Origin of the sequence: Streptomyces tsukubensis, from assembly GCF_003932715.1 — a bacterium.
GTDB lineage: Bacteria > Actinomycetota > Actinomycetes > Streptomycetales > Streptomycetaceae > Streptomyces > Streptomyces tsukubensis.
Window position 1 is genome coordinate 2,819,736 of sequence record NZ_CP020700.1, and the last position, 22,760, is coordinate 2,842,495.

Below are 22,760 nucleotides of genomic sequence, written 5' to 3' on the forward strand. Positions count from 1 at the left end.
TCGACGTTATGCCGCGATGAGAGTGCTCCGAGCCGCAATCGGAAGAATTCAACGGAACTCGACGAACCGGCCGGTGTGCGGGGACCAGCGATCGCCCGGGCGCGGTGGCGCTCCGGGCGAGGACCGGGGGCTGCTCTGCCCCCAGGGCATATCGCGCTGATCACGGCTCCAGGCTATCTCCCCCGCCCCCGGTACCGTCATGGTCCTTATGTGTACAAAAGCGGGGTCGGAAGTTTGACAGTCTGCACAGCGACAGGGGCAGGGCGGATTCGGGGGGTAGGAAGCTTCCGGAGGGCCGGGTCCGGTGCCTCTTACCGTCCGTCACGGGAGCAGCAGAGATGGCCACGAAGGTCCTGATCGTCACGGGGGACGCCGCCGAGTCCCTGGAGGTGCTCTACCCCTATCAGCGTCTCCTCGAAGAGGGGTACGAGGTCCATATCGCGGCGCCCACGAAGAAGACGCTGCGGTTCGTCGTCCACGACTTCGAGGAGGGCTACGACACCTACACCGAGAAGCCGGGCTACACCTGGCCCGCCGACCTGGCCTTCTCCGAAGTCGCCCCCGCCGACTACGCCGCTGTGGTGATCCCGGGCGGCCGGGCGCCGGAGTATCTGCGGAACGACCCCGAGCTGCGGAAGATCGTCAAGGCCTTCTTCGACGCCGACAAGCCGGTGGCCCAGATCTGCCACGGCCCGCTGCTGACGGCGGCCGTCGGCGGTCTGGAGGGCCGGCGGGTGACCGCCTATCCGGCCCTGGAGCCGGATATGCAGGCCGCGGGCGGCAGCTTCCAGGACACGGAGGCGGTCGTCGACGGCACCCTCGTCTCCTCCCGCGCCTGGCCCGACCACCCGGCCTGGATGCGCGAATTCCTCAAACTGCTCCGCAGCCGCGCCTGACCCGGGACCGGGGTACGGGGGCCGGGCGGGCGGGACCGGGGGCACCGGGCGGGGACACGCCCCGCACCGGCGGGCCCGCACGGCCCGTGCCCCCGGTCCCGGCGTCAGGCCCGGTCGACGAGGCGGGCCGCCAGCTCGACCGCCTCGGCCAGGGAGTCCACCACCGGCACGCCCACCGGTTCCAGGTTCTCCCGAATGTGCGAGCCCCCCGTGTAGAGCACCGCATGCGCCCCCACATGGGCCGCCGCGAGCGCATCGTCCGCCGCGTCACCGATGACCACCGTGCGCTCGGGCGAGACGGTCTTCGCGAGCGCCCGGAGATGGCGCGCCATGGACTCGGCCTTCGACACCCCGGACGGCCCCCGGCGCCCGTCCACCCGGACGAAGTGGGACTCGATGCCCCGCTCCCGTACCGCCGGAACCAGCTCCTCGTGGCCGTACATGCTGAGCAGTGACTGGCTGCGCCCGGCGCCCCGCCACTCGACCAGCAGCTCCGCCGCGCCCACGGTGAGGCCGCAGCCGCCCTGGCGCTCCAGATAGGCGGCGTGGAAGGCGACCTCCATGTCCAGCCACTCCTGGTCCGTCGGGATCCGGCCCAGCATCCCCTCGTAGAAGCGGGGGATCGGTATGCGGTACCAGGCGCGGTACTGCTCGACCGTGATCGGGCCGAACTCGACGACCGCCAGCGCGGCATTGGTCGCGCCGACGACGGCCGTCATATCGTCCAGCAGCGTGCCGTTCCAGTCCCAGACCAGATGCGGGCCCTGCTCCACCATGTGCTTCCCCCTGTCCGTGCCCATGCTGAAAACCGTACTCGCCCCCTCCGACACCGCCCGGCCGTACGGGCCCGGCACCAACCGGAAGGGGGTCTTACGCCTTACGCCTTACGCCTCCGCGACGATCGCGGGGATCTCCTGAACGCCGTACCAGAGCAGCTCGTGGTCCTCCGCGCCGTCCACGGTGAACCGTGCGTCCTCGTCGCCGTGGTCCGCGGCGCCCCGCGCTTCCACGGCCGCGGAGACGTCGTCGAGGGCGTCGTCGGAGTCCACGTGCACGGCCGCGGCCAGCCGCAGCGGGACCGCCGCCGCGATCCGCAGCTCACCGAGGGACGAGGCGTCGAGCGCCCGGTCGGGATCGGCGACGGCGTCCCGGTCGGCCACATCGGCGGCGACGACGACCCGGCGACGGGCCGCGCCCGGATCCCCGGCGATCAGCCGCAGCGAGGCGGCGGCGGCCCGGCTGAGGGCCGCGTACTCCAGCTCTTCGAGATCGTCCGACACGTACCACTCGCGCAGGGACGGCGTGACCCCGTACGCGGTCAGGGGCCCGGGGCCCAGCTCGCCCTTGGTGTGCGCCTCCGCAAGTCCGGCGAGGGTCAGGGGGACGTACACGCGCATGGCAGACCGCTTTCGTAGTCGGAAGACGCACTTCAGAATACGTGCGCCGCCCGGCCGAGGTCCCCCTTCGGACCGTCGGGGCCCACTGCGGAGCCGTCCACTCCGGACACCGGGTGTCACCACGGCCCGGCGCTCAGGGCGCCCGAAGTCACCCGGATAGGTGAATTCGTCGGCCGCCGACGCCCGGACCGGTGACCCATTGCGACCGTCGTGCGCCTCCCCGTAGAAGATCCCCAGCGTTGTTACTGCCCGGTATCGACGGAGCCGGGCCGACCGACGGGGGCGTACGGATGGACGGCACGTACAGGGCGGCAGAAGGCCGGCCGCAGCAACAGACGGACACAGGGGCGGAGAGTGCGCGGAGCGGGGAACAGGAGCGCGGCGGCACGGTGCGCGGACCGCGGACGGGAGCCGGGGCGGCCCGGCCCGGGGGCCGCCGCGACTCCCGGCGCCCCGGCGGCCGGGGTCCGGGACGGGCTCCGACCACAGGCAGGACCACGGGCAGCAGTACCGGCAGCGGCACGGCCGACCGTACGGCCAGGGGTACGCAGGCCGCCGCTCCCGCGCCCCCGGTGCTGGACGCCCGGCGCCGGGAACAGCCGCCGTACTGGTTCGCGGAACGGCTGCTCGCCGTCCTCAGCGGGCGCCGCCCGGTCCACTGGATGCTGGGCCATACCCTCGGTGACGCCTACGACCATCTGGTACGGATCGCGGACGGCACCCCGCTGCTCCCCACGAACCGGGCGATGCCCACGGTCTGGAAGTGGGGCGAGTTCCATCCCCGCCCGGGGGTCATCGAGGCCTTCGCCCTGATCACGGGCGGCGGGCGGCTCCGTGCGATGGCGTTCCGGCTGGAGCAGGGCCCCGAGGACCGCCGCTGGCGCTGCGCCGCGGTGGACCTCGACAACCGCGAGGCCTCCGGCCCGGAGAACTGATCCGGCCGCCCCGCTGGCCGGCTGCCCGCGCACCGCGGCGGATCGCAGGGGAACGGTAAACGGTCCCGACGGGACGGACCGGCACCACACGGCCGTACGGGAACACGGCCCCGAAACCCCGAGAACTCCAAGAATCCCGAGAACCCCGAGAACACGACAGGGCCGGACCCCCTCTCGGAGTGTCCGGCCCTGCCGTGCAGGCCCTCGGCCCCCCGTACGGCGCGGGGCGGGGTGCGGGCAGCTGCCCGCACCCCGCCCCGCGCCGTATCGGCTACTTCTTACGGCGGCGTCCGCCGCCCCCGCTCTTCTGCGCCTTGCGCCGCTCCGCACGGGTCATCCCGTCACCGGCCGCGGCCGCCGTCGCACGGGTCTCACCGGTCTCGAAGTCACCCTCGACGACACCGCCCTCACCGTCCACCGTGGGAGCGGAGAAGTGGAGCCGGTCGGGGCGCTGCGGGGCCTCCAGGCCCTTCGCCCGGATCTCGGGACGCGCCGCGGGCACCGCGTCCTTCTTCTCCAGGGACGGCCCGTCCGCGTCCTGCACCGGAACCTCCTCGACCTGCTGCTCGACCTGGACCTCCAGGTTGAACAGATAGCCGACGGACTCCTCCTTGATGCCCTCCATCATGGCGGTGAACATGTCGAAGCCCTCGCGCTGGTACTCCACCAGGGGGTCCTTCTGCGCCATCGCGCGCAGACCGATGCCGTCCTGGAGGTAGTCCATCTCGTAGAGGTGCTCACGCCACTTGCGGTCGAGCACCGAGAGCACCACCCGGCGCTCCAGCTCCCGCATGATCTCCGAGCCGAGCTGCTGCTCCCGCGCCTCGTACTGCTCGTGGATGTCGTCCTTGACGGACTCGGCGATGAAGTCGGCCGTGATGCCCACCCGGTCGCCCGCCGCCTCCTCCAGCTCCTCGATGGTGACCTTCACCGGGTAGAGCTGCTTGAACGCGCCCCACAGCCGGTCGAGGTCCCACTCCTCGGCGAAGCCCTCGACCGTCTCCGCCCGGATGTAGGCGTCGATGGTGTCGTCCATGAAGTGGCGGATCTGGTCGTGGAGGTCCTCGCCCTCCAGCACCCGGCGGCGCTCCCCGTAGATCACCTCGCGCTGACGGCTGAGCACCTCGTCGTACTTCAGCACGTCCTTACGGGTGGTGAAGTTCTGCTGCTCGACCTGCGACTGGGCGGAGGCGATGGCCCGGGTGACCATCTTGTTCTCGATCGGTACGTCGTCGGGCACATTGGCCATGGCCATCACGCGCTCGACCATCTGCGCCTTGAACAGCCGCATCAGATCGTCACCGAGGGAGAGGTAGAACCGGGACTCGCCCGGGTCGCCCTGACGGCCGGAACGACCGCGGAGCTGGTTGTCGATCCGGCGCGACTCATGGCGCTCGGTGCCCAGCACATACAGCCCGCCGAGGGACCGGACCTCCTCGAACTCGGTCCGGACCGCCTCCTCCGCCGCCTTCAGCGCGGCGGGCAGCGCGGCCGCCCACTCCTCGACGTGCTCGACCGGGTCCAGACCGCGCTGGCGCAGCTCGGCCTCCGCCAGATCGTCCGGATTGCCGCCGAGCTTGATGTCGGTACCGCGGCCGGCCATGTTCGTCGCGACGGTGACCGCGCCCCGGCGGCCCGCCTGGGCGACGATGCTCGCCTCCCGGTCGTGCTGCTTGGCGTTGAGCACCTCGTGCTGGACACCGCGCTTGCTGAGCTGCTGCGACAGATACTCGGACTTCTCGACCGAGGTCGTGCCGACGAGGATCGGCTGGCCCTTCTCGTGCTTCTCCGCGATGTCGTCGACGACGGCGGCGAACTTGGCGACCTCGGTGCGGTAGATCAGGTCGGACTGGTCCATGCGGACCATCGGCCTGTTGGTCGGGATGGGAACCACGCCGAGCTTGTAGATCTGGTGGAACTCGGCGGCCTCGGTCATCGCCGTACCGGTCATTCCGGAGAGCTTGCCGTAGAGGCGGAAGAAGTTCTGGAGGGTGATCGTGGCGAGGGTCTGGTTCTCGTCCTTGATGTCCACCCCCTCCTTCGCCTCGATGGCCTGGTGCATGCCCTCGTTGTAGCGGCGGCCGGCGAGGATACGGCCGGTGTGCTCGTCGACGATCATGACTTCGCCGTCGATGACGACGTAGTCCTTGTCGTTCTTGAACAGCTCCTTGGCCTTGATGGCGTTGTTCAGATAGCCGACCAGGGGCGTGTTCACCGACTCGTAGAGGTTGTCGATGCCCAGCCAGTCCTCGACCTTCGCCACACCCGACTCATGGATGCCGACGGTCCGCTTCTTCTCGTCGACCTCGTAGTCGCCGGTCTCCTCGATGCCCTTGAGGTGGTTGCCCGGCTCGCCGCGGGTCAGCCGGGTGACCAGCTTCGCGAAATCGCCGTACCACTTGGTCGCCTGGTCGGCGGGGCCGGAGATGATCAGCGGCGTACGCGCCTCGTCGACGAGGATGGAGTCGACCTCGTCGACGATGGCGAAGTTGTGGCCGCGCTGGACCAGCTCCTCCTGCGACCACGCCATGTTGTCGCGGAGGTAGTCGAAGCCGAACTCGTTGTTCGTGCCGTAGGTGATGTCGCAGGCGTACTGCTCACGGCGCTGCGCGGGCGTCATATTGGCCAGGATGCAGCCGACGTCCAGCCCGAGGAACTTGTGGACGCGGCCCATCATCTCGGAGTCGCGCTCGGCCAGATAGTCGTTGACCGTGATCAGGTGGACGCCCTTGCCGGAGAGCGCGTTCAGATACGCGGGCAGGGTGCCGACGAGGGTCTTGCCCTCACCGGTCTTCATCTCGGCCACATAGCCGAGGTGCAGCGCGGCACCGCCCATGATCTGGACGTCGTAGTGCCGCTGGCCGAGGACGCGCTTGGCGGCCTCACGGACCGTGGCGAAGGCCTCCGGCAGCAGGTCGTCGAGCGTGTTCTCACCGCTCTCGTACCGCGCCTTGTACTCTTCCGTGAGCGCCCGCAACTCGGCGTCGGAGAGGTCGACGAAATCCTCTTCGATGGAGTTGACCTGGCCCGCGATGCGGTGCAGTTTGCGCAGGATCTTGCCTTCGCCTGCACGCATGAGCTTGTTGAAGACGGACACTGGGCGAGGTCTCCTTGCCGATTCGGGCCTGGGCTGGGTCGTAGGACTCTGGCGCGGGCACGGCAGGCGGACCCCACCGCAACGGCCATCGTAAGCGAGGACCCCACCAGGTCGGGAGGTCCGCACTCAGCCCGGCCGCCTGTAACCCTCCTGTCAACGCGCGGGATACTCGGAAGGTGCCGGTGCCGGGCGAAAAGTGCTCGCTTCCTGCTCCGGAGCCGTTCAGAATCCGGACATGGAGCCGATCACCCTCACCACCGGTCGTCTGCTGCTGCGCCCCTTCACGGACGAGGACACCGAGGAGGTCTTCCGGCTCTGCCAGGACGCGGCCGTCCAGCGGTGGACCACGATCCCCTCCCCGTACGAGCGACGTCACGCCGAGGAGTTCACCGGGGAGATCGCCCCGGAGGGCTGGCGGACGTCGACGATGTTCACCTTCGCGGTCGCCCCGCTCGGCGGCGGACCACCGATGGCCTCCTCCTCGGTCACGCTCCGTACCCTCTCCGGCATCTGGGAGATCGGCTTCTGGCTGGGCGCGGAGCACCGGGGGCGGGGGATCATGACGGAGGCGGTGACGGAGCTGGCCCGCTGGTCCTTCACCCGGCTCGGCGCCACCCGGCTGGAATGGCGGGCCGAGGTCGGCAACACCGCCTCGCGCGCGGTGGCGCTGCGGGCCGGTTTCCGGATGGAGGGGACCCTGCGGGCGGCCCTGGACAACAACGGCACCCTCCGGGACGCCTGGCTCGCGTCGCTGCTCCCCTCGGACCTGGGACTGGCCGGCTCCCGGACCTATCTCCCGGCACCCGTACCTGCGGGCCCCTGACCACGGCCGCCCGGCCGGCGGCCGTTGTCGGTGCCACCGTCTATCGTGCGGTCCATGACGACGCAGCCGCCCCCCGTTGCCGAACTCTCCGCCGACGAGGCCCGCCGGATCGCCCTGCGCGCCCAGGGGTTCCTCGGCGCCCCGGACCGGCGGGCCGGTGTGCGGGGTGTGCTGCGGCATCTCGGCGCGGTCCAGCTCGACACCATCTCGGTACTGGCCCGCTCCCACGAGCTCGTTCCGTACGCGCGTCTGGGCGCCGTCGGCCGCACCGCGGTCGACGGGGCGTACTGGACGGGGGGCCACAGCTTCGAGTACTGGTCGCACGCCGCGTGCATCCTGCCCGTCGAGGAGTGGCCGCACTTCGGCTTCCGCCGCCGCGCCTACCGGGCCCGGCCGCAGTGGTACCACGACCTGCCCGACGGGGCCTACGACAAGGTGATCGCCCAGCTGCGCGCCGAGGGCCCGCTGACCGCGACCGAGCTGGGCGGCGCGAAGAACGGCGGGGAGTGGTGGGACTGGTCCGCGTCCAAGGTGGCCGTCGAGCGGGCGCTGATGTACGGCGAGGTGGTGTGCGTCGAGCGGCGGGGCTGGAAGCGGCTGTACGACCTGGCGGAGCGGGCGATCCCGGACGCCCTGCTCAACACCGAGCTGGACGACACCGAATGCGTCCGGCGCCTGGTCGGGCTCGCGGGCCGGGCCCTGGGCGTCGGGACCCGTGCGGATATCGCGGACTACCACCGGCTGAGGGGCGAGCAGTTCGATGCGGTGGTCGCCGACTCCGGTCTCGTACCGGTGACCGTGGCGGGCTGGGCCAAGCCCGCCTGGGCCGATCCGGAGGCACTGGCGACCGTCCCCCGCGGCCGGCACCGGACGACGCTGCTGTCCCCCTTCGACTCCCTGATCTGGGAGCGGGCCCGCACCGAGCGGATCTTCGGCTTCACGCACCGGCTCGAAGCGTACGTCCCCAAGCCCAAGCGGATACACGGCTACTTCGCCATGCCGCTGCTGTCCGGCGGCCGGCTGATGGGCCGGGTCGACCCGGCGCGCGAGGGCCGGACGCTGGTGGCCCGGCAGGTGTCCCTGGAGTCGGGCAAGGCGGTGGAGCCGATGGCGCGGGCGCTGCGGGAGGCGGCGGAGTGGGTCGGCTGCGATGCGGTACGGGTCGAGCGGGTCGACCGTCCGGAACTGGCGGCTCCGCTGACCGCGGCGCTCACGGCCGGCTGAGCCCGTCCGCCGGCGGCGGGCGCGGCCCCGGGTGCGGGCGCCGCGGCCCGCACCGGGGGGCTCTCAGCGGATCTCCAGGATCTTCTCGCGCATCGCGTAGACGACGGCCTCCATCCTGGAGTGCAGCTGGAGCTTCTCCAGGATGTTCCGGACGTGGTTCTTCACGGTGTTCTCGGAGATGAACAGCTCCTTGGCGATATCGCGGTTGTTCATCCCGGTGGCGACCAGTTTGAGGACCTCCAGCTCGCGGTCGGTGAGCCGGGGCGCGGGCACCAGACGGCGTTCGTCGGTGCGCTGGATCATGGACTTGAACTCGGTCAGCAGCTTGGACGCCATCGACGGGCTGATCTGCGACTGACCGTCGGCGACCGCACGGATCGCGGTGGCGACCTCGTCGGTGGAGATCTCCTTGAGGAGATAGCCCGTGGCACCCGCCTTGATCGCGTCGTAGAGATCGGCTTCCTCGTCGCTGATCGTCAGCATGATGATCTTTGCGCTGGGGGCGACCTCCTTGATGGAGGTGCAGGCCTCGATGCCGCCGCGGCGGGGCATCCGGACGTCCATCAGCACGATGTCGGGCAGCAGGTCGGCGGCCTTGTCGACGGCCTCGGCACCGTCCCCGGCCTCGCCGACGACCTGGATGTCCTCCTCATGGGCGAGGACGATCTCCAGCCCTCTGCGGAAGAGGGCGTGGTCGTCCACGACCAGGACCCGGATCGGCTCGGCGCGGGGGCCGCCCGGTACGGCATCGGTGACCGTGTCCCGGGCGTCGGCGGTGTTCTGGTGAACCGGTCCGAAGCTGTCCGCCATCGTTCCTCCCCCTGAGATCAGGGTCTGAAGGGCATGTCCGTTCGACCAACGACGGTGCAGGGGGCACCTGTTGGCTTGACGCCATGCTTTCATGCCGGACCGTCAGTGCGGAGATCCTCCGGGGGCACGGTGGTGCCCCCGAGGGCGCACAGGGCGCTCCGGGGGCACCTTTTTCAGCGATCCGTGGTCAGTGACGGGATCCACGGAGCGGCGGGATCAGCCGCCGAGCGCTCCGCCCGCGCCGCTTCCCTCGGAGCCGGCCAGCGGGTCGGTCTCCAGGTGGATGACGCCGTAGTCGTAGGCGTGTCGCCGGTAGACGACGCTGGGCTGCTTCGTCTCGGAGTCGACGAAGAGATAGAAGTCGTGCCCGACCAGCTCCATCTCGTAGAGAGCCTGGTCGAGCGGCATCGGAGCCGCGGTGTGAACCTTCTCCCGGACCACCAGCGGTCCTTCGCCCTGCACTTCCAGCGAACCGATTTTCGTGGTGGGAATGGATTCCTGGGTCTGTTCGACGAGGATATGGCCGTTGGCGTTCATTTCGGCGACGCCGGGGACCACATCGGCTACTTCCGCCGCCGACAGACGGCCGTTGCCACGGCGGGTGTTGCGCTTGTCGTGCTGCTTGCGCAGCCGTGCTTCCAGTTTGCCGGTGGCCAAGTCAAGCGCTGCGTACGGGTCGTTTGCCGATGCCTCCGCCCGGATGACCGGGCCTCGGGAGTGGAGCGTGATCTCCACACGGTCGGAACGGTCGGCCTGCCGCGGGTTGTGCTCCTTGGACACCTCGACGTCCAGGCTGATCACCTTGGCGTCGAGCTTCTGGATCTTGTCCAGCTTCAGCTTCTCGGCCACGTGCTTGCGGAACCGCTCAGGCACCTCGGTCTTGCGGCCCTTGACGACGATGTCCACGCAGAACTCCGTTCCCGGATTGCCCCGCTCGCCCTGCGGCTGCGGAGCGTCTCCCTCTTGCACCAGACCCCGGTGATGAACCGGAGCCTCGGACTAGGCGACTTTCACCTCCTCCTCCCCAGTCGACAAGATCCCCACCCCACCAACTTTCGAGGTTTTCGCTGCCCCGTATCCGCGGCCGTGGCACACGGCCGTGCATTCGGTGAGGACGGGACCTCATTCCGCCTATCCACACCACCGAACATAGCCCCATCGGGCCGGTGTCGGCACCCGCTACCAGCGTGTACCTCCGTTCGGCGGTTTTCCTCCTCACTGACTGCAACGTTTGCCGCACTGATCGGGTTCCGGTTTCTTCGAAAAGGAGATCGAAGGCGCGGCCACGACCGCCGCGGCAACGAAAACACCGGCACCGGCCCCCACTGCGGCACCCCGGGGCCCTCCCCCTCCCCCCGCCCCCGCCGCCTCCCCCACCGCACGGGCCGCCTCCGTCAGGGAAGCACCCGTGGTCATCAGATCGTCCACGAGCACCACCGTGGCGCCCGTCAGCAGCCTTCCGGCTCCTTCGGCAGCCCGGAGGGCCCCGGCCAGGTTCGCCACCCGCTCAGGGGCCGTGAGGCCCGTCTGGTCGGTCACGGGTCGCCGCTGCCGCAGCAGCGGAAGCACACCCGCCGCCGTGCCCGTCCGCCGCAGCTCGCGCGCCGCGGCGAGGGCGGTGCGCCGGGTCGCGTCGTGGCCCCTGGCCCGGACCGCCCACCGCGCCGACGGCACCGGTACCAGCAGCAACGGCCGGTCCCTACTCGCCGGGGCCGAGCGGACCGCCGCCCGTACGGCCCCGGCGAGCGCGATCCCCAGGGGCCTGGCCAGCCCCAGGGCGCCCCGCTCCTTGTGGGCCAGCAGCACCGCCCGTACCGCGTCGGCATACGGGGCGGCCGCATGCACCACCGGCAGTCCCGGGGGCGCGGGATCCGGTCGTGCAACGCGCGCAGCGGAGCCGTACAGCTCGTACGCGCACTCGGGGCACAGCAGCGTGCGGGGTACCCCGCAGCCACCGCAGGCGGCCGGCAGCACCAGGCCGGAGATCTCCTGCCACCATCCCCGCATGGCCTCTACTGTGCCCGGCGGGGCAAGGCGCCGCCACCCCCTGTGGATAACTCCGGCGGAACCGCCCCGGCCTGCGGTTTTCTCATCGGAGACGGGCAGCTGGGTGACAGTCCCGGCCCGGACCCCCGGCCGGGTGGCCACCGGGCGTCGGCCATCGGGCGGGCGTCAGCCGGGATAGACCGGGTACGAGCCCTTTCCGACGCCGACCACGGTCTGCCAGGTCGCTCCCGTCGGCAGGCGCACGATGCCGTCGGCCTTCGAGTGCGCCACCAGCGGCTGCCCCTCGTTGTTGGACGCGGCGATCGACACCACCTGGTTGAGCCCGGGCAGCACGTTCGCCGCCGATGTGGATCCGTCCGTCTGGATGTACCGCACCTGCTCCACCCCACCGGACTCCCGGCCGACCACCACCAGTCGGCTGGGCCCGGCCCAGGAGACGGCCTTGACGTCCACCATCTGGGGTGCCGCGGGCAGCAGCCCGTCGACCGAGACGTTCGGATCGTGCTGTGACCCCGTGCGCTCGATCCGTCCGATGTGCAGGGTCGTCTTGCCGTCCTTCTCCAGCAGCAGCGCGATCCTGGTGCCGTCCGCCGCCACCTTCACGGAGTGGATACGGGCCCCGTCGAGACCCGGTGCGATCGTCACCTCCCGCGGTGCTTCCTGGCCCGCCGGCCGCTGCAGCAGTGCCGGTTTGGCCGGGTCGCGGTCGGCGAACCACAGATCGCCCCGGCCGTCCCAGCTCGGGGCCGTGAGACGGTCGTGCGGCTGCTTCCCCTGGCTGATGTACACGGGCTGGAGGAGGTCGCCGCTCATGGTGATCGGTTCGACGTACAGCCTGCCGGAGTCGGTGGAGACCGCGGCCGCCAGTCGTTCGTCGCGGGCGACGGCGATCTTCCCCACCGGAAGCTGTCCGGTGCCCATCGGGCCGGGCACCGGCTCCGGTACGGCCGTCTCGCCGTCGTTCGTGTTCAGGACGGCGAGCTGGCTCTTCTCGTTGACGAAGTACTGCTTCGCGCCGGTCCCGGACTGGTCGGAGGCGTACTCCTTCTCCTGACCGCCGGAGAGCATGCAGAGCTGGGAGCCGTCGGGACGCTGGAGTTCGATCTGCTCCACCCTGACCGCCGAGAGGTCCTTGAGGGTGAACATGATCTGGGCCGCCATCTTCCGGCACTGGGCGTGCCCGGCGTTGACCGCCTTCTCGTTCAGCGGGACTTTCAAGACGTCACGGTCGTCCACCGTCAGGGACGTGACGCCCTTCGCCAGCGCCGTACCGCTCGGGAAGCGGGACTCGACGACCGGCTTCAGCCAGTTCGTCGGCCCGTCGAGGAGTGCCTTCACGGACTGGGTGACCGGGTCCATGCCGGTGACCGGGTCCATCCGCTGCTGGATGAAGACCGGGTCGGCGACGACCGTGTTCCGGCCGCTGGCGAAGTAGTACTTGTTCACGGGGCGGTAGTTGCGCTGGAAGTCGGACTGGCCGAGGACGAGGCCGTCGGGCAGCGCGTCGATCCGCCACTCCCCGTCGGGGCCGCCCTGCCGCGATACGTGGATGGGGATCCGGTAGTCCTCCGGGGCGACGGCCCGGTACGCCTGCTGGGCGTCGATCTCCCCGATCTGCGTACCGGACATCAGGTACTCCTTGCCCTGCTGTCCGGAGGCCCCGGCCTGGGGCTGGGCCTGGAAGCTGGTGGTGGGGGCCACCGCCAGGACCACCGTCCCGCCCTTCTGGGGCTGCCAGGCCCGCGACTTCTCCGGCGACAGATAGGCCCGCGCGGTGGCGAAGTCGGCATCGTCGCTGGTCATGGCCTCCAGGAAGCCGTCGATGATGTCCTGGGCCTCGGCGCCCTTGCGCGGGGGCACGGGATGGACCCGTACCTGTGCGTCGGCGCGCGGCGAGGCCTTCACCACCTGGACGTCTCCGCTGTCGGGCATCGAAGCGCAGCCCGTGATCAGTACCATCCCGCCCCCGCCGAGCAGGGCACCGAGCCGGAGCGCGCCCCGGCGGCCACCACGAGAGTCAGCGCCCACGAATCGTGTCCTCCTGGTCCGAAGAAACGGATGGTTCCGGGGAATCGGAGGGTGCGGAGAGCTCCGGGGCCGGGTCGTCCGGACGCTCCCCGGCGCCCCGCGCCACCACCCGGGCGCCGCTGCCGGGCAGTGCTGCCGGATCGACTCCGCGCGGCGCGGTGGACGGCCGCGGCGGCAGGGGCGGGCGGGTCGGATGCTGTACGGGTACGGAGGTGAGCAGCCGTCCTCCCGTACCGTCGTCCTGCCGACGGGCCGCGGACCGTTCGCGGTTCTGCCGGGAGTCCTCGGGTTCCAGGGGTATCGGGGAGCCCCGCAGGGGTTCGTCGGCGGTACGCGGCAGGGTCAGCCGGAACTGCGAGCCGCCGCCCGGTTCGCCCCAGGCCTGGAGCCAGCCGCCGTGCAGCCGGGCGTCCTCGACGGCGATGGAGAGTCCGAGGCCGGTGCCGCCGGTGGTACGGGCCCGGGCCGGGTCGGCGCGCCAGAAACGGTTGAAGACCCGGGTGGCCTCGCCGGGTTTCAGCCCGACGCCGTAGTCCCGTACGGCGACGGCGACGGCACCGCCCGCGGCGGCGAGCCGCACCACGACATCGCGGCCTTCGCCGTGCTCGACGGCGTTGACGACGAGATTGCGCAGGACCCGTTCGACACGGCGGGCGTCGGCCTCGGCGACGACGGGCTGGTCGTCGCCGAGGACCCGTATCCGGGTGCCCTTGCGTTCGGCGAGCGGTTCGGCGCCGCCGATGACCCGCCGGACGACCTCGCGGAGGTCTATCGCTTCGGCCTCCAGTGCGGCGGCGCCCGCATCGAAGCGGCTGATCTCCAGCAGGTCGGAGAGGAGGGATTCGAAGCGGTCGAGCTGGTCGCCGAGGAGTTCGGCGGAGCGGGCGGTCACCGGGTCGAAGTCGCTGCGGGCCTCGTGGATGACGTCGGCGGCCATCCGCACGGTCGTCAGCGGGGTGCGCAGTTCGTGGGAGACGTCGGAGACGAAGCGCCGCTGCATCCGCGACAGCTCTTCCAGCTGCTGGATCTTGAGCTGGAGGTTCTGGGCCATCTTGTTGAAGGCCTCGCCGAGCCGGGCGATATCGTCCTCGCCGGTGACCTTCATCCGCTCCTGGAGCCGGCCGGCGGAGAGCCGTTCGGCGATCCCGGCGGCCATCCGGACGGGGGTCACGATCTGCCGGACGACGAGCCACGCGATGGCGCCGAGCAGCACCACGAGGAAGAGCCCGGCGGTGGCGAGGGTGCCGCGGACCAGGTTGAGGGACTGCTGTTCCTGGGCCAGCGGGAAGACGTAGTACAGCTCGTACGGCTTGTCGTCGGCGTCGGTGAGCTGGGTGCCGACGGCGAGGCCGGGCTCGGCGGTCCTGACGTCCTTGGTGTAGGCGATGGACATATAGGCGCGGTGGGTACGCGAGTCCTGCTGGACGTTGTTCCGCAGGGCCTCGGGGATGGACGCGGGGTCCACCTCTCCGGAGGTACGGGGCGCGCGGGAACCGGCGCCCGCGTCGTCGGCGCTGAGCGCGACGACGTGGAAGGCGCCCTGGCCGCCGCTGGCCAGCCGCTCCACCAGATCCGTACGCCAGGAGCGGGTGACCGCCTGGCCGTCGGCGCCGCCGGGGGCCAGGGGTGCGTTGGAGGCCTCACGGGCGACCTGGAAGCCTCCGGCGGCCTGGCTCTGAGCAGCTTTGATCTTGGCTTCGAGCAGTCCGTTGCGGACCTGCCCCACGACGACGAAGCCCAGGAGCACGACGACGCCGACCGACATCAGCAGCGTCATCACCACGATGCGCAGCTGGATGTTGCGCCGCCACAGCCGGACCGCGGGCAGCAGCGGGCGGCGGATCCAGCGCATCAGGATCCGCACCAGCAGCCGGCCGGGCTCGCCGTCCTGTCCGGCGCGCCGTCCGCGCAGCAGCCGGCCCAGCCAGGCCGGACGTGTTCCGGGCACGGCGGCCCGCCCCCCACGGCCCCCCTGGTTCCCGGGCTGCGGAGCAGCGCTGCCGCCGGTCATGTCAGCTCGGTCCCGCCTTGTAACCGACACCACGGACGGTCACCACGATCTCGGGGCGCTCGGGGTCCTTCTCGACCTTGGAGCGCAGCCGCTGGACGTGCACATTGACCAGCCTGGTGTCCGCGGCGTGCCGGTACCCCCATACCTGTTCCAGCAGCACCTCTCGGGTGAAGACCTGCCACGGCTTGCGGGCCAGTGCGACCAGCAGATCGAACTCCAGCGGGGTGAGGGCGATGGACTGCCCGTCCCGCTTCACGGAGTGTCCGGCCACGTCGATCACCAGATCGCCGATGGTCAGCTGTTCCGGCGCGGGCTCCTCCGACCGCCGCAGGCGCGCCCTGATCCGGGCTACCAGTTCCTTCGGTTTGAACGGCTTGATGATGTAGTCGTCGGCTCCGGACTCCAGGCCGACCACGACGTCCACCGTGTCGCTCTTGGCGGTGAGCATCACGATCGGTACTCCGGACTCCGCGCGGATCTGCCGGCACACCTCGATACCGTCCCGGCCGGGCAGCATCAGGTCGAGGAGCACCAGATCCGGCTTGGCTTCACGGAATGCGGCAAGGGCCTTGTCACCGTCCGCGACGAACGACGGCTCAAAACCTTCACCACGCAGCACAATCCCGAGCATCTCGGCCAGTGCGGTGTCGTCGTCGACGACTAGGACTCGTCCCTTCATAATCGACATCATCCCATTACCCCACGGCTGGCATAGGTTCCGGTGAGATAGGTCACTGACCTGTGACAACGCGTCCGTGACCTGCGACTACCCGTCCGGGGGCGGCGCGGGCCCCCGCACGGGCGGCCGGCTCAACCCTCGACCACCCGGTGTGACCTGCGCCACAGCTCCATCAGGCCGTCTCCGGTGACGGGGCACACCGCCCCTTCCTCGGTGACGATCGCCGTGACCAGTTCCGGCGGTGTCACGTCGAAGGCCGGGTTGTACGCGGTCGTCCCTTCGGGCGCGAGTGGCCGTCCGCCGCCGGGGAACCGGGTGACCTCGTCGGCGGCCCGCTGCTCCACTTCGATCGCGGGACCGTCCGGGGTGGTCGGGTCGATGGTGGTGGTGGGCGCGACCACGATGAACGGCACATGGTGGTAGCGGGCCAGCACCGCCAGCGGATAGCTGCCGACTTTGTTGGCCACTGCTCCGTTCGCGGCGATCCGGTCGGCGCCGATGAGGACGGCATCCACCTCTCCCGCTGCGAACAGGGAGCCCGCCGCGTTGTCGGTCAGCAGGGTGTACGGCATCCCCGAGCGTGCGGCCTCCCATGCGGTGAGCCGGGCGCCCTGGAGCAGGGGGCGGGTCTCGTCGACCCAGAGCCTGCGCAGCCGGCCCGCCCGGTGGGCGGCGAGCGCCACGGCGAAGGCGGTGCCCTCGCCCCCGGAGACCAGCGTGCCGGTATTGCAGTGCGTGAGAATCCGGTGCCCGCCACCGGACAGCAGCTCGTCGAGGAGCACCAGGCCGTGGTCCGCCATGCGGGCGCTGGCTGCCGCGTCCTCGCGGTGCAGTTCCCGTGCCGCGGCCAGTGCTGCCCGGGCGGCGTGCCCGGGGTCCCCCGCTCCGGCCGACCGGTACGCGGCGAGCGCCAGCCCGGTCCCGTACCGGAGGTTGACGGCGGTGGGACGCGCCTGCGCCAGTCGGGAGGCCGCCGCTTCCACGTCGTCGCCCCGGTACGCGGCGAGCGCCACCCCGTAGGCCCCGGTGATGCCCAGCAGGGGCGCCCCCCGGACCGCGAGGCTCTGGATCGCCGCGACCACGGCGGGCACATCGGCACAGACGGCTTCGGCCTCCTCACCGGGCAGTCGGGTCTGGTCGAGCAGGACCAGCAGCGGGCCGTCGGCGGACTCTTCCCAGCGCAGGACCGGGAGCCCCGACGGTCCGTCACCGGCTCGCTGTCGCGCGTAGTGATCAGCCATCCGCCCAGTCTGCCCGGTCCCCGGTTGCGAAAGAAGGTGCGAGAGGGGCACAGCCGCTCACCCGCGGTGGAGCCGTGCGTGGCACGATGGCTGCCAGTCCGCCGATGCTTCACCGGGGCGGACTTCCCGAGGACACCGGTTCGCCGAGCCGGTGCCACAACCGAGTCACGAGGTGGACGACCGTGAACGACACTCCGGGCTGGGTTCCGCCCGGATCCGCTTCCTCCGAGGGGCAGGGCGCCCAGGCACCCGGCCCCGCGCAGCCGGCCGACCAGGCCGGACCGGGCGCGAAGTGGTCCAGTGAGCAGCCGCCCGCCGGCCAGTGGTCCGCGCCGTCCGTCCCGGGCCCGCGCGGCGGCGGCCAGGTGCCTCCGCCCGGCCCCGGCTGGGGCGGGAATCCCCACGGCGGCTGGGGCCGCCCCGCGGCGGCCAAGCCCGGTGTGATCCCTTTGCGTCCACTCGGAGTCGGCGAGATCCTCGACGGGGCCGTTTCGACCCTGCGCGCCCACTGGCGCACCGTCCTCGGCATCACGCTCACCGTCTCGGTGATCGCCGAGATCGGCAATATCCTCGTCGCTCGCCATCTGCTGCCCGAGCCGGTGGAGATCGACCCCGCGGCGGATCCCGACGAGGCCCTCCGCCAAGCCGTGGACGCGCTCCAGTCGATGCTGGTGTCCCTGGTCCCGATCATGCTGATCGCCCTGCTGGCCACGTTGTTCACCACCGCCCTGCTGACCGTGGTCATCAGCCGCTCGGTCCTCGGCCGCCCGGTGACGCTCTCGGAAGCCTGGCGGGAGGCCCGTCCCCGGCTGCCGCAACTCCTCGCCCTCACTTTCCTGGTGCCGCTGGCGGCCGTCGGGCTCGTGGGTCTGGGCATCCTTCCGGGTGTTCTCGTGGGTGGCGCGGGGGGCGCGGCCCTCATCGTGGTGGGCGCGATCGCCGCGGTGCCCGTGGCCGTCTGGCTGGTCATCCTGTTCGCCCTCGCACCGCCCGCGCTGATGCTGGAGGGCCAGAACGTCGTCGGCGCGCTGCGCCGCTCCGCCAAGCTGGTGTCGGGCTCCTGGTGGCGAACCTTCGGCATCGTGCTGCTGACGACCGTGCTCACGACGATCGTCCAGATGATCATCGCGACGCCGTTCGGTGTGGCCGCCGTCTTCGTCGACAACGACGGCCTCGGCGACCTGTTCTCCGCGGAGGGCCCGAACTTCGGCTGGCCGTATCTGATCGTCACCGGCATCGGTGCCGTGATCGCCTCGGCGATCACCTTCCCGATCTCCGCGGGGGTCAACGTCCTGCTCTATATCGACCAGCGCATCCGCCGTGAGGCCCTCGACCTGGAACTGGGCCGCGCCGCAGGTCTCCCCGGCTACACCACCGAGCCGCCCGGCGGCGCCCCCGGGAGCGGATGAGGTGCTCGTCACGGGGGGACTGCCGTCGGCGCGCCCATCGGTGCGCGCCGACGGCCGCATACCGGTGGACATCTCCCGGGACCCCGCTCGTGAGGCCGCGGAGCGCGAACTCAGCAGGCCGATGTACCACGAGAACGACCCCAGCCTCCTGCAACGGGCCGGAGACCGGTTCTGGGAGTGGGTCGAGAACGTGCTCGGCACCGCAGCGGGATTCGCACCGGGCGGCGCGATCGGCCTCGTAGTGGTCGCCCTGATCGTGGCCGGGCTCATCGGCGCCCTGTGGTGGCGCCTGGGCATCCCCCGTCGCACTCCCGCCGCTTCGGCACCGCTCTTCGACGACTCCCGTCGCAGCGCCGCCCAGCACCGCGCGGCCGCCGAGTCCCATGCCGCCGCCCACCGGTGGAACGAGGCCCTCCAGGAGCGGATGCGGGCCGTCGTCCGCTCCCTGGAGGAACGCGCTCTCCTCGACCCCCGCCCCGGCCGGACGGCCGACGAGGCCGCCGCCGAAGGAAGCCGCTCGCTGCCCGCGCACTCCGCTGCACTGCACTCCGCGGCCAGGGAGTTCGACGACGTCACATACGGTGGCCGCAGCGTCGATCGCCAGGCGTACCAGCGCCTGCACGACCTCGACCTGGACCTGGAACGGGCCAGGCCCCTGCCGGTCGGCGCAATACCGGGAGAGGGCGCATGACCGCAGCCACCGGCCCCACTTCCCTCTCCCCGACAGGACGTCAGATATGGCGCCGGGCCCGGGGGCTGCTGCTGGCACTGCTCATCGTGGTCGTCACCGGAATCGTCATCGCCGCACTGCGCTCGGGGGACCGGCACGGCGCTCTCGACCCACGGTCCGCCGACCCCCACGGCAGCCGGGCCGTCGCCGAACTGCTCAAGGACCGGGGAGTCACCACCAGGGTGGTGACCACCCTCTCCGAAGCTGCCTCGGCCACCGGCTCCGACACCACTCTGCTCGTCACCGACCCCGATCTGCTGACACCCGCACAACAGCGTTCGCTGCGTACCGCGATGGAAGCCTCGAACGGGCGCACGGTCCTCCTCTCCCCCGGCCCGACGTCCGTCACCACCCTGGCCCCCGGCACCCGCTCCGCGGGGACGGGACCGGCAGGCACGGTCGAACCCGAGTGTTCCCTGCCCGCGGCACGGGACGCGGGGAGTGCCGAACTCGGAGGCGAGCAGTACCTCACCGATGCCTCCGCCGCGGACACCTGCTACCCCGTCGACGGTGTGCCCACTCTCGTCAGGACGGACACGGGCGACGGCGACACCGTCCTGCTCGGCTCTCCCCGCATCCTCCACAACGAGCGTCTCGCAGAGAGCGGCAACGCCGCCCTGGCTCTGCAACTCCTCGGCTCCCGACCCCATCTGGTCTGGTACCTCCCCTCCGTCAGCGATGGTTCCGCCGCCCCCGGCGAGGGCGACAAGAGCTTCGTCGAACTGGTCCCGTCCGGCTGGCTCTGGGGTGCGCTCCAACTCTTCGTCGCGGCGGCACTCGCCGCCGTCTGGCGCGGCAGGCGTCTCGGCCCTCTCGTTCCCGAACAGCTCCCGGTCGTCGTCCGCGCGTCCGAGACCACCGAGGGCCGTGCCCGCCTCTACCACCGGGCCAAAGCCCGCGACCATGCGGCAGCCGCCCTGCGGGCCGCCACCCGGTCCCGTATCGCCCCCCTCCTCGGTGTGCCGCCTTCGTCGGCGCACCTCCCCGCCGTTCTGCTTCCCGCCTTCGCCGGCCGGCATCGGGCGGGCGAACGCGACCTCACGGAACTGCTGTTCGGCCGGCCGCCCGTCGACGACACGGAACTCGTCCGCCTGGCCGACCACCTCGACGCCCTCGAAAGAGAGGTACGCACCTCATGAGCGCCCCCACCCCCGAGACCGTCACCACCTCGGACGGCGCCCGCGCCTCTCTGGAGGCCCTCCGCACCGAGATCGCCAAGGCAGTGGTCGGCCAGGACCCTGCCGTCACCGGCCTCGTCGTCGCGTTGCTCTGCCGGGGCCATGTTCTGCTGGAAGGAGTGCCCGGCGTGGCGAAGACCCTGCTCGTCCGTGCCCTTGCCGCCTCCCTGAAGCTGGAGACCAAACGCGTCCAGTTCACCCCCGATCTCATGCCGGGCGATATCACCGGCTCGCTGGTCTACGACGCCCGGACCGCCGAGTTCTCCTTTCAGCCGGGTCCCGTCTTCACGCATCTCCTCCTGGCCGACGAGATCAACCGCACGCCGCCCAAGACGCAGTCCGCTCTCCTTGAAGCCATGGAGGAACGCCAGGTCACCATCGACGGCACTCCTCGCCCGCTCCCCGATCCGTTCCTGGTCGCGGCCACGCAGAACCCTGTGGAGTACGAGGGCACCTATCCCCTGCCCGAGGCCCAGTTGGACCGTTTCCTCCTCAAGCTGACGGTCCCACTGCCCTCACGCCAGGACGAGATCGACGTTCTCACCCGTCATGCCGACGGCTTCAACCCCCGCGACCTCCGGGCAGCGGGTGTCCGGCCCGTCGCCGGACCCGCCGATCTGGAAGCAGCCAGGTCCGCCGTTGCCAAGACCTCGGTCTCCCCCGAGATCACCGGCTATGTCGTCGATATCTGTCGTGCCACGCGTGAATCCCCCTCGCTGACCCTCGGGGTCTCCCCCCGAGGCGCCACGGCACTGCTCTCAACTGCCCGTGCCTGGGCTTGGTTGACCGGCCGTGACTATGTCATCCCCGATGATGTGAAAGCCCTGGCCCTGCCGACCCTGCGGCATCGCATTCAGCTCCGCCCCGAGGCGGAGATGGAAGGAGTCACCACCGACTCCGTCATCACCGCGATCCTGAGCCACGTCCCCGTTCCCCGCTGAGACCCGAGCCCATGACCCTCACCGGAAGAACCGCGCTCCTGGCCGCTATCGGCGCCCTCCCCGTCGGTGTACTCGCACCGAGCTGGACGGGGATGCTCGCCGTCAACGCACCCTTGTCTCTAGCAATCTTGTGCGACTACGCCCTCGCAGCGCCAGTGCGATCGCTTCGATTCACTCGAAGTGGTGATACATCAGTTCGACTCGGTGAGAGTGCGGAGGTCGGGCTCACCGTTACCAACCCTTCCCGGCGTGTGCTCCGCGCCGAGCTGCGTGACGCCTGGCCGCCCAGCGCCTGGACGACCGGTACGGGACAGGCCGTGTCACGGCACCGTGTGTCGATCCCCGCGGGTGAACGCCGCCGCGTAGTGACGACGCTGTTCCCGTCCCGCCGCGGCGACCGCAGGGCCGACCGTGTCACGGTCCGCTCGTACGGGCCACTGGGTCTTGCCGCTCGTCAGGGCAGCCACAACGTCCCGTGGACGGTGCGGGTACTGCCGCCCTTTCACAGCCGAAAGCATCTGCCGTCCCGGCTGGCCCGGCTCCGGGAGCTGGATGGCCGTACCAGCGTTCTCGTCCGGGGCCGGGGCACCGAGTTCGACAGCCTGCGCGACTACGTTCCCGGAGACGATGTCCGCTCCATCGACTGGCGGGCCACGGCCCGGCAGTCCGCCGTCGCGGTGCGCACGTGGCGTCCGGAGCGGGACCGTCACATCCTGGTGGTGCTCGACACCGGGCGGACCTCGGCGGGCCGGGTCGGCGATGTGCCTCGTCTCGACGCGGCCATGGACGCGGCACTGCTGCTCACCGCTCTGGCCTCACGCGCCGGCGACCGGGTCGATCTGCTGGCCTACGATCGCCGGATCCGTGCCCAGGTCCGGGGACGCTCCGCGAAGGAGCTGCTTCCGACCGTGGTCGACGCCTTGGCCGGGCTCGAACCGGAGCTGGTGGAAACCGACGCCCGAGGTCTGAGTGCTGCCGCTCTCAAGAGCGCCCCGCGCCGTTCGTTGATCACCATTCTGACCAGCCTCGATGCGGCTCCTGCCGAGGAGGGGCTACTCCCGGTGCTTCCTCAGCTCACCCAGCGGCACACCGTGCTGTTGGCGTCGGTCTCCGACCCTCGTGTGGAGGAGATGGTACGAGCGCGCGGCAGTGCCGAGGCCGTCTACCAGGCCGCGGCCGGCGCACAGGCCCGGGCTCAGCGTCGCCGCACAGTGGAGAAGCTCCAGCGTTACGGGGTCACTGTCGTCGACGCACCGCCCGAGAGTCTTGCCCCGGCGTTGGCGGATGCGTACCTGGCGCTGAAAGCGGCAGGGCGTCTCTGATCAGGAGGCAATCACCTGGAGGAGAAGGGGTT

The 22,760-nt window shown here is 71.0% G+C and carries 19 protein-coding genes; 9 read left to right on the top strand and 10 right to left on the bottom strand.

Features of this window, described 5'->3' with window-relative positions; all coding sequences use genetic code 11:
- The first annotated feature begins 338 nt into the window (after positions 1-338).
- Positions 339-896: a DJ-1/PfpI family protein gene (locus B7R87_RS10790; protein WP_006349005.1), complete on the top strand. Its 558-nt coding sequence runs from the start codon at positions 339-341 to the stop codon at positions 894-896.
- Between the two features lie 104 nt (positions 897-1,000).
- Here B7R87_RS10790 and B7R87_RS10795 read toward each other — a convergent pair whose 3' ends face one another.
- Both B7R87_RS10795 and B7R87_RS10800 read right to left on the bottom strand, forming a co-directional pair.
- The gene (locus tag B7R87_RS10795) at positions 1,001-1,696 is read right to left on the bottom strand and encodes an HAD family hydrolase (protein ID WP_391116109.1); all 696 of its coding nucleotides are present in this window, start codon (positions 1,694-1,696) and stop codon (positions 1,001-1,003) included.
- Positions 1,697-1,780: 84 nt separating this feature from the next.
- Positions 1,781-2,293 (bottom strand): DUF6912 family protein, encoded by a 513-nt coding sequence (locus B7R87_RS10800; protein WP_006349003.1) that lies wholly within the window; start codon positions 2,291-2,293, stop codon positions 1,781-1,783.
- Positions 2,294-2,682: 389 nt separating this feature from the next.
- Between B7R87_RS10800 and B7R87_RS10805 the strand changes: the two genes are divergently transcribed.
- Complete coding sequence (locus B7R87_RS10805) at positions 2,683-3,228, top strand: Rv3235 family protein (protein ID WP_233168808.1); 546 nt, start codon at positions 2,683-2,685, stop codon at positions 3,226-3,228.
- A gap of 271 nt (positions 3,229-3,499) precedes the next feature.
- On the opposite strand, the gene secA is transcribed toward B7R87_RS10805, so the two are convergent.
- Complete coding sequence (gene secA / locus B7R87_RS10810) at positions 3,500-6,325, bottom strand: preprotein translocase subunit SecA (protein WP_006349002.1); 2,826 nt, start codon at positions 6,323-6,325, stop codon at positions 3,500-3,502.
- Between the two features lie 235 nt (positions 6,326-6,560).
- Between secA and B7R87_RS10815 the strand changes: the two genes are divergently transcribed.
- Positions 6,561-7,148, top strand: a complete 588-nt coding sequence (locus tag B7R87_RS10815; RefSeq protein WP_040916136.1) for a GNAT family N-acetyltransferase — start codon at positions 6,561-6,563, stop codon at positions 7,146-7,148.
- A gap of 54 nt (positions 7,149-7,202) precedes the next feature.
- Positions 7,203-8,372 (top strand): winged helix-turn-helix domain-containing protein, encoded by a 1,170-nt coding sequence (locus tag B7R87_RS10820; RefSeq protein WP_006349000.1) that lies wholly within the window; start codon positions 7,203-7,205, stop codon positions 8,370-8,372.
- Between the two features lie 63 nt (positions 8,373-8,435).
- Here the strand turns inward: B7R87_RS10820 and B7R87_RS10825 are convergent, their stop codons facing one another.
- The 7 genes from B7R87_RS10825 to mtnA all read right to left on the bottom strand — a co-directional run bounded on the left by B7R87_RS10825 (position 8,436) and on the right by mtnA (position 17,148).
- Complete coding sequence (locus B7R87_RS10825) at positions 8,436-9,182, bottom strand: response regulator (RefSeq protein WP_006348999.1); 747 nt, start codon at positions 9,180-9,182, stop codon at positions 8,436-8,438.
- Between the two features lie 216 nt (positions 9,183-9,398).
- On the bottom strand, positions 9,399-10,088 hold the full coding sequence (gene hpf, locus B7R87_RS10830; RefSeq protein ID WP_006348998.1) for a ribosome hibernation-promoting factor, HPF/YfiA family: 690 nt from the start codon (positions 10,086-10,088) through the stop codon (positions 9,399-9,401).
- A gap of 309 nt (positions 10,089-10,397) precedes the next feature.
- Positions 10,398-11,189, bottom strand: coding sequence for a ComF family protein (locus tag B7R87_RS10835; protein WP_187144563.1), 792 nt, complete (start codon positions 11,187-11,189; stop codon positions 10,398-10,400).
- A gap of 165 nt (positions 11,190-11,354) precedes the next feature.
- A complete protein-coding gene (locus B7R87_RS10840; RefSeq protein ID WP_391116105.1) occupies positions 11,355-13,217 on the bottom strand; it encodes an LpqB family beta-propeller domain-containing protein in 1,863 nt (620 codons plus the stop codon).
- On the bottom strand, positions 13,207-15,228 hold the full coding sequence (gene mtrB / locus B7R87_RS10845) for an MtrAB system histidine kinase MtrB (protein WP_164516002.1): 2,022 nt from the start codon (positions 15,226-15,228) through the stop codon (positions 13,207-13,209). The genes B7R87_RS10840 and mtrB overlap by 11 nt, the downstream gene beginning before the upstream one ends.
- A 1-nt stretch (position 15,229) precedes the next feature.
- Positions 15,230-15,919, bottom strand: a complete 690-nt coding sequence (gene mtrA, locus B7R87_RS10850; RefSeq protein ID WP_187144562.1) for a two-component system response regulator MtrA — start codon at positions 15,917-15,919, stop codon at positions 15,230-15,232.
- A gap of 119 nt (positions 15,920-16,038) precedes the next feature.
- Positions 16,039-17,148: an S-methyl-5-thioribose-1-phosphate isomerase gene (mtnA, locus tag B7R87_RS10855; protein ID WP_006348993.1), complete on the bottom strand. Its 1,110-nt coding sequence runs from the start codon at positions 17,146-17,148 to the stop codon at positions 16,039-16,041.
- Between the two features lie 182 nt (positions 17,149-17,330).
- Between mtnA and B7R87_RS10860 the strand changes: the two genes are divergently transcribed.
- Genes B7R87_RS10860 through B7R87_RS10880 form a run of 5 tightly spaced genes read left to right on the top strand, consistent with a single transcriptional unit; the run spans position 17,331 to position 22,728 of the window.
- Positions 17,331-18,557 (top strand): DUF7544 domain-containing protein, encoded by a 1,227-nt coding sequence (locus tag B7R87_RS10860; RefSeq protein ID WP_130584649.1) that lies wholly within the window; start codon positions 17,331-17,333, stop codon positions 18,555-18,557.
- Position 18,558: 1 nt separating this feature from the next.
- A complete protein-coding gene (locus B7R87_RS10865; RefSeq protein ID WP_040916133.1) occupies positions 18,559-19,248 on the top strand; it encodes a DUF4129 domain-containing protein in 690 nt (229 codons plus the stop codon).
- A complete protein-coding gene (locus B7R87_RS10870) occupies positions 19,245-20,426 on the top strand; it encodes a DUF4350 domain-containing protein (RefSeq protein ID WP_006348990.1) in 1,182 nt (393 codons plus the stop codon). Before B7R87_RS10865 ends, B7R87_RS10870 begins: the two co-directional genes overlap by 4 nt.
- On the top strand, positions 20,423-21,406 hold the full coding sequence (locus B7R87_RS10875; RefSeq protein ID WP_006348989.1) for an AAA family ATPase: 984 nt from the start codon (positions 20,423-20,425) through the stop codon (positions 21,404-21,406). The genes B7R87_RS10870 and B7R87_RS10875 overlap by 4 nt, the downstream gene beginning before the upstream one ends.
- 11 nt (positions 21,407-21,417) lie before the next feature.
- Complete coding sequence (locus B7R87_RS10880) at positions 21,418-22,728, top strand: DUF58 domain-containing protein (RefSeq protein WP_040916132.1); 1,311 nt, start codon at positions 21,418-21,420, stop codon at positions 22,726-22,728.
- Positions 22,729-22,760 lie beyond the last annotated feature (32 nt).

What these genes read in the sequence shown, in the direction of transcription:
- B7R87_RS10790 (WP_006349005.1), top strand. Translation starts at nt 339, where the DNA reads ATGGCCACGAAGGTCCTGATCGTCACGGGGGACGCCGCCGAGTCCCTG.
- B7R87_RS10795 (WP_391116109.1), bottom strand. Translation starts at nt 1,696, where the DNA reads ATGGGCACGGACAGGGGGAAGCACATGGTGGAGCAGGGCCCGCATCTG.
- B7R87_RS10800 (WP_006349003.1), bottom strand. Translation starts at nt 2,293, where the DNA reads ATGCGCGTGTACGTCCCCCTGACCCTCGCCGGACTTGCGGAGGCGCAC.
- B7R87_RS10815 (WP_040916136.1), top strand. Translation starts at nt 6,561, where the DNA reads ATGGAGCCGATCACCCTCACCACCGGTCGTCTGCTGCTGCGCCCCTTC.
- B7R87_RS10820 (WP_006349000.1), top strand. Translation starts at nt 7,203, where the DNA reads ATGACGACGCAGCCGCCCCCCGTTGCCGAACTCTCCGCCGACGAGGCC.
- B7R87_RS10825 (WP_006348999.1), bottom strand. Translation starts at nt 9,182, where the DNA reads ATGGCGGACAGCTTCGGACCGGTTCACCAGAACACCGCCGACGCCCGG.
- B7R87_RS10835 (WP_187144563.1), bottom strand. Translation starts at nt 11,189, where the DNA reads ATGCGGGGATGGTGGCAGGAGATCTCCGGCCTGGTGCTGCCGGCCGCC.
- mtrB (WP_164516002.1), bottom strand. Translation starts at nt 15,228, where the DNA reads ATGACCGGCGGCAGCGCTGCTCCGCAGCCCGGGAACCAGGGGGGCCGT.
- mtrA (WP_187144562.1), bottom strand. Translation starts at nt 15,919, where the DNA reads ATGATGTCGATTATGAAGGGACGAGTCCTAGTCGTCGACGACGACACC.
- mtnA (WP_006348993.1), bottom strand. Translation starts at nt 17,148, where the DNA reads ATGGCTGATCACTACGCGCGACAGCGAGCCGGTGACGGACCGTCGGGG.
- B7R87_RS10870 (WP_006348990.1), top strand. Translation starts at nt 19,245, where the DNA reads ATGACCGCAGCCACCGGCCCCACTTCCCTCTCCCCGACAGGACGTCAG.
- B7R87_RS10875 (WP_006348989.1), top strand. Translation starts at nt 20,423, where the DNA reads ATGAGCGCCCCCACCCCCGAGACCGTCACCACCTCGGACGGCGCCCGC.
- B7R87_RS10880 (WP_040916132.1), top strand. Translation starts at nt 21,418, where the DNA reads ATGACCCTCACCGGAAGAACCGCGCTCCTGGCCGCTATCGGCGCCCTC.